The organism is Sporolactobacillus mangiferae, from assembly GCF_023336505.1.
In the GTDB taxonomy this organism is placed as follows: domain Bacteria; phylum Bacillota; class Bacilli; order Bacillales; family Sporolactobacillaceae; genus Sporolactobacillus; species Sporolactobacillus mangiferae.
In genome coordinates, this window is record NZ_JAMAST010000009.1 from 77,828 (window position 1) to 84,094 (window position 6,267).

Below are 6,267 nucleotides of genomic sequence, written 5' to 3' on the forward strand. Positions count from 1 at the left end.
ACATGTGAAACAGATTGTAATCGGTTCAGAAAAAAAGCAGGAATCCGCAGTCATTCAGGGATGCATGCGCATTGCCGGACTTTCTGAGGAAGCAGTAGATCGGCTGATCAAAACTGATCTTGAACAGGGGATCACTTTTTTTGACCACGCAGACGTGTACACAGACGGTGCCTGTGAAACATTGTTCGGCAAGGTGCTGGCCAGAGAACCCGGATTGCGCGATCAGATCACATTACAGACAAAATGTGGCATTGTGCGCGGGAAAGGTGAGCACAACAAGGCATTCGACTTCTCAAAAAGGCATATCCTCGAAACAGTAAATGCCAGTCTGAAGCGTCTGCAAACGGATCATCTCGATTATCTGCTGCTGCATCGCCCGGATGCTCTGGTCGAACCGGAGGAAGTTGCGGAAGCCTTTGAACAGCTTTATGCGCAAGGAAAGGTACGCCACTTCGGTGTCAGCAATCAAAATCCATATCAAATCGAATTGCTCAAGAAATATGTGCGTCAGCCTCTTGAAATCAATCAGCTGCAGCTCAGTATCAAATTTACCGGCATGATTGACGCCGGTCTCAACGTCAATATGACCGTTGAAGGCGCATCAGACCGTGACGGCAGTATTCTCGACTACTGCAGGCTGAATGGCATAACGATTCAGGCATGGTCGCCGTTCCAATACGGATTTTTTGACGGTGTCTTTCTGGACAATCCTAAATTCCCCGAACTGAACAAAAAAATCGACGAAATCGCCGCTAAGTACGGGGTCAGCAATAACGCGATTGCCGTTGCCTGGATTCTGCGCCATCCGGCAAATATGCAGGTGATTCTAGGCACCACCAACGTAACCCGTGTTGCCGAGTCAGCCAGAGGAGCAGATCTCGTCCTCACCCGCCAGGAATGGTACGACATCTACCAGGCTGCCGGAAATAAGTTACCCTAATCAATAAAAATCAGTCAGAGACCAGGCACAGCCTGGCCTTTTTTATACCTTGAAGTATATAAAATTTAAGAAAAATAGTATAAGTGGTCCGAAAAAACGCCGCGTCCTGCGGCTTATCGGACACTAGGCCGTCCATGGCCGTCGCGACGACGGCTTCGCCCGTGTCAAAGGCTTGGCAAAGCCAAGTTTTCTAACAGATCATGAGGGTGTCTCAAAAGTCTATTTGACAATGGGACACCCTTTTTTGAGAATAAGCGCGCGGGTAGCGGACACCGGCACTATTTCTTGCACAGGCGCGACAGAACAATCCTTTGCTCACTTTTTTTTACAATGCCCAGAAAACGGAACAATTCGAGTGCCAGCATGATTCCGCTGACCCAGACCGCTCCAAACACGTAGCCGGCAAATAAATCGCTAGGCTGAATATGCAGGATACGTACGCCGCTGACCGCGTAAATCAGCAGAACGAATAAGAAAAGAAACCATTCAATCGTGACAATCAGATAATTCTTCTGGTGACGAACGAGCATCATGACAAAATAGCCAAGGATGATCAGTGCCTTCATTGATTGTCCGTTTGGAAAATCCCCGCTCACATAGTAGCCGGCAAGCATGAAATGGAGCAGCCAGCGCACGCCGTATGTAAAAAGAATACCGCCGGTCAGCGACAGTCCGAGAAAGAGCAGTTCGAGCCACCTATCACGATTAGTGATGAAAATGGTGATGGCGGTTAAAATGACGCCTGCGCCGAGCACTTTCCACGATGCCAGCGCTGAAATGGACTGCAGCACCGTCTGCCAGCGATTATCGAACAGAAACAGGATAATTGCCCTGGAAATCGTGTCAAACGAGTGAAATTCATTGCCAATGAAGTCCTGAATCATGCCTGCCATTAGCGTAGCCAGCGAAATAAATGCGGCAAGAATAATGAAAAGGAACAGCTTAATCTTCAGAAAGCTTTTATATCGCTTAAAAACCGCCTGAAAAAGCAGCAGCAGCGACTCCTTGATGTAGACTTTGTTCTTCTTAATCAGGATTGAGCACAGCAAAATAATGCCCAGAACGATACTGGCAAGGACAAGCCATTTTTTTAAATCACCCTGATATTTGTCCCACTGCGGTCCGAGTACGAAGCCGAGAGAAATAAACGTACTTGTCCAGAAGAAAACGCCAAGATATGCGAACAGACAAAAGGAGCGAAACGGCAGGCGGATCACTCCGGAAATGATACTGGCAATATGCCGAATACCCGGAATGAAAAAGGAAAAAATGAGCAGTACCTTCCCGTATTTACGATACCATTGGGAAATGCGCGCCAACCGCTCCGGTCCCATGTGCATGTAACGTCCAAACCTTTGAAAAAAAGGAACGCCTAATTTATAGCCGATCCAGTAAGAGATCGTTGCGCCGATGACGCCTCCGGATCCTGCCGAAAGCAAGGAGAGCCAGAGGTTCATTTTTCCATGAAATGACAAAATGCCTACATAGCTAAGCAACGCTTCATTTGGGATCGGAACGCAAATCAGTTCAATCAGCAGTGCAATAAAAATCGTAAGATAGCTGTAGTCATGGAGCAGCTGAATGATTCCTTGCATCAACAATTTCCTCCAAACAGCAAGTGCCGATATGTCGTTACTATAACTTCGATCATGCACTGAGTTACCGTCGGTCGAAAGAAAACTTTTTCAGACTCACAGCTGATTCATTCGCTGTCTCTCGTGACAGAATCCGCCGCCAGTGGCCGCCGCATACCGAATCTCGGTCTGGTTTCAGTAATCAGCATTGTACTTGTCAGAATCAGGATCAGTCCGGCAACCGTACCGATGGATAGTTGCTCACCAAGCAGCAGCACACCCCAGAAGACGCCGTAGAGCGGAACAAGCAAGGTGACACTGAGCGTCCTGGTCGGCCCTTCATGTCTGATTAAATAGAAATAAATAAGATAGCCTATCGAAGTCGAAAAAACGGCGAGACACAGCACTGATATAAGAACAGGAGCCGTAAGCATCTGAATGCGTCCTACTGTTGGCAGACTGAACGGAATCAGCACCACACCTGCAGCCAGCTGCTGACCAATCGCCAGAACAAGCGCGTTTTCAGAAGCAAACCGAAGTTTTGTATAGACCCCGCCAATGCCGTAGCACAAAGAAGCCAGTAATGAAAAAAGGATTGAAAGCAGCACAATCGGTGAGTGACCCAGATGGCCCCAACCGGCAAGAACCGCGACACCGGCAATACCGAGAAACATGCTGAGAATCTTACCTGGGCGCAGTTTTTCTTTCAGCCAGACTGCCGCAGCAAGCAATGTGAACAGCGGCGTTGTTGCGTTCAGAATTGAGGAAACCGAAGCGGTCACATGCAGCTCGGCTGTCGCAATCAACGTAAACGGAATGGCGGCATTAACCGCGCCCAGCACCAGGTACTGCTTCCACTTTCCCTTAAAATCCGGCAGCCTGCGAATCGCATAAGCATAAATCAGCAAAGCAAGTCCGGCAATCAGCACACGAGCATCAATTAATAAAAAAGGACCGAGTACCGGAGCGGCAACACGCATAAAAAGAAAGGACCCACCCCACAACGCACCCAGAATATTCAGGAGAAAAAAACTTTTAAGACTCATGAACTGTATCGCCTCTTTTCTTTATTTCATCATAAACGGGGGCTGTCTGATGCGTCAAATCTATTTTCTTCATAAAAAAACACATTAGATAGAGTGGAAGTATCTGTTCACAGCAAAAAATGAACCCTTTATGACGAGGCGCTGATTTCCACAGGATGCTTGTTTAAAAAGCGCTCGGCAGCCATCACAATACTTGAAAAACGGACCCGGCAATTAAATGTGAGCGCCGTCTGGAATAGACAGGCAAGGTTTCATTTAATATACTGAGGGCATTATCATGATTTTCAATACTGATTGAGGTCCTTTTCATGGAAAAGTTTACGATTATTTTAGGGGACATTACAAAAATAAAGACCGACGCGATTGTTAACGCCGCCAATACGACGCTGCTCGGCGGAGGCGGAGTCGACGGAGCCATTCATCGCGCTGCCGGCCCACAGCTGCTTGCCGAGTGCCGGACGTTGCATGGCTGCCCGACCGGTCAGGCGAAGATAACAAAAGGCTACAGGCTGCCCGCAAACTATGTGATCCATACGCCGGGACCGATCTGGCGAGGCGGCAGCTGCAATGAACGGAATTTATTGCGCAACTGCTACGCAAACAGTCTCGCGCTTGCAGAAACATATGGCTGCCGAACGGTTGCCTTTCCGTCAATCAGTACCGGCATCTATCACTTCCCGCTGGATCTGGCCGCACCGGTCGCCTGCCGGACGATCCTCGATTTTTTACAAAAGTCTGCGATAGTCACAAAGGTGCAGATGGTCTGCTTTGATGAGCAGACAAAACAAGCCTATGATCAAGCTTTCATGAATTGTTAGCCTCGTTACGATTTTTATGGCGGTTACTGTTTTCGTACGCTTCGCTACGATTTCTATGACGCTCGTTACCCTTTTCACGGACTTCGTTTCTAATTTTATGGCGGTTGTTACCCTTTTGTTGCTTCTCTATGATTTTGTTCCAATTAATTAATCTTTTTTTAAGAATCGATCCGTAAACTGGATGTATTGAAAAAAATGGAACATAAAGGGTGAAGAATCGTGAATCGAGTGAGCAAAATAAATTATTGGATCGGTATCGCAGTTGCGGCGGTTCTGTTGCTGGAGTCTGCGTTTGGCATCTACAGTTTTATTCATAGCAAGGCACAGGCACAATCCTTCCAGCAGAGATTTCCGCAAACCAGCCAGCAGGCACCTGATTTCAGTGATCAGGATAATTCAGGAAGTCAATCTGGAAATTCTAGCGGACCGCAAATGAACCGTAATTTCCCGAACGGCGGTACGCGCATGCAGTCAAGAGCATTGCAGACAAGTCCTGGCACACTGGTATTTCATATTTTCACGTTGCTTTTATCCGCAGCAGCGCTTGTGATGACAGCGATCATCGCAAGAAATAATGCAAGGAAGAAAAAAGAGCTGGGCACGACAAAAGAACTGACTGATCAGCAATAAGCAAGGGACCCTGTTCAGCGCGAGGCTTCTCCGCTTTGATGCTTAGATAGTGTATTGTTTTGTTGCTTGCCTGCAGGGCAAAATACTTTCTTATAGCACCAAAAAGCCTGTTCACATGTGAACAGGCTTTTTCACAAGTAAAGAAAGTATATGATTTTGACCCATATGAAAACCAATAAACCAGTGTCTTGTCGAGAATCAAAACGGGGATGCGCTGGCGCCAGCGGAGCGTTCCTGTTGATCAGCAAGCCTGGGAAGACCCCGCAGGAATTTACCTGCCCGCGGAGGCTTCCGGATCGCCCGCGGAAGCACGTACTTTAAAAGTGAGATAAATGTGCTTAAAATCGCAGCAAATCTTTTATTCCCTGAGCTGATTTCCATGAAATGCTTTGAGCAGAAATTCAGCGTCCGGTACGTTCAGGCGCGCGTAGGAGCACAGAAATTCCCGATTATCATATGCCGCATTACGCAAAGAAGCTTCGATTCGCTCAGTTGCCAACGTCACAATCGCATACCGTGCATACGGACCGGACGCGCATCCGAGCGAACCGGGATTAAGATAAATTGTGTGTTCCGACTTAAAAAAATGAGCCAGGTGATGGTGTCCAAAGCAGATCAGTTCATAAGGGCAGTCAGCAAACAATTTTTTCATTGTCTCAAGCGTTGGCTCAATAATTGAACTGAATGGATCATCATAAAAAGGCGCAGACAGTTTGCCTGACTCAATGTGATAATGCGTGAAAAGAATGGAATGCCCCATGAGCGTCGTTTCAATCACTCGTGGAAGTGAATCAAGCGGATTAACAAAAAACGGATTAAGCCGGTTTGCTATCCATTGATGGTGGATGCACGTGTCTTCATGACTTTTGGGATATGGCTGTCCATGAATGAGCGCAAGCACACCCTCGTCATGATTGCCGGTGATCATTGAGACATCTTTCCGCTTAAAAAGAGTGTCAAGCACCTCGTTAGAATTTGGACCGATCCCAATCATATCGCCAAGGCAATAAATATGCGAGACATTTTCTCGATCAATTTCAGCAAGTGCGGCTTTTAAAGCTGGATAATTACCATGAACATCAGTAATGACTGCTATTTTCATTAAACGCCCCTCCCGAGAGGTACACATCAACTGACTCAAACAAAGCTTCTGTTATAGAACGTGGGCTTCAATCCATCTTGCCACCCCGTCATCCTCATTTTTCTCGCAGATAAAGTTAGCCGTCTTCCTGGCCGCTTCAATCCCATTGAATACAGCT

The 6,267-nt window shown here is 47.2% G+C and carries 6 protein-coding genes; 3 read left to right on the forward strand and 3 right to left on the reverse strand.

Annotated elements, in window-relative coordinates; genetic code table 11:
• Nucleotides 1-4: 4 nt before the first annotated feature.
• A complete protein-coding gene (locus tag M3N64_RS09035) occupies nucleotides 5-940 on the forward strand; it encodes an aldo/keto reductase (RefSeq protein WP_249101385.1) in 936 nt (311 codons plus the stop codon).
• Nucleotides 941-1,218: 278 nt separating this feature from the next.
• On the opposite strand, the gene M3N64_RS09040 is transcribed toward M3N64_RS09035, so the two are convergent.
• Nucleotides 1,219-2,535, reverse strand: coding sequence for a VTT domain-containing protein (locus tag M3N64_RS09040; protein ID WP_249101388.1), 1,317 nt, complete (start codon nucleotides 2,533-2,535; stop codon nucleotides 1,219-1,221).
• A gap of 107 nt (nucleotides 2,536-2,642) precedes the next feature.
• Complete coding sequence (locus M3N64_RS09045) at nucleotides 2,643-3,560, reverse strand: DMT family transporter (RefSeq protein ID WP_249101391.1); 918 nt, start codon at nucleotides 3,558-3,560, stop codon at nucleotides 2,643-2,645.
• A gap of 308 nt (nucleotides 3,561-3,868) precedes the next feature.
• Here M3N64_RS09045 and M3N64_RS09050 point away from each other — a divergent pair, with 308 nt between their 5' ends.
• On the forward strand, nucleotides 3,869-4,378 hold the full coding sequence (locus M3N64_RS09050; RefSeq protein WP_249101394.1) for an O-acetyl-ADP-ribose deacetylase: 510 nt from the start codon (nucleotides 3,869-3,871) through the stop codon (nucleotides 4,376-4,378).
• Nucleotides 4,379-4,597: 219 nt separating this feature from the next.
• A complete protein-coding gene (locus tag M3N64_RS09055; RefSeq protein WP_249101397.1) occupies nucleotides 4,598-5,008 on the forward strand; it encodes a hypothetical protein in 411 nt (136 codons plus the stop codon).
• 358 nt (nucleotides 5,009-5,366) lie between these two features.
• Here the strand turns inward: M3N64_RS09055 and M3N64_RS09060 are convergent, their stop codons facing one another.
• Nucleotides 5,367-6,110: a metallophosphoesterase family protein gene (locus tag M3N64_RS09060; RefSeq protein ID WP_249101399.1), complete on the reverse strand. Its 744-nt coding sequence runs from the start codon at nucleotides 6,108-6,110 to the stop codon at nucleotides 5,367-5,369.
• Between the last annotated feature and the right edge of the window lie 157 nt (nucleotides 6,111-6,267).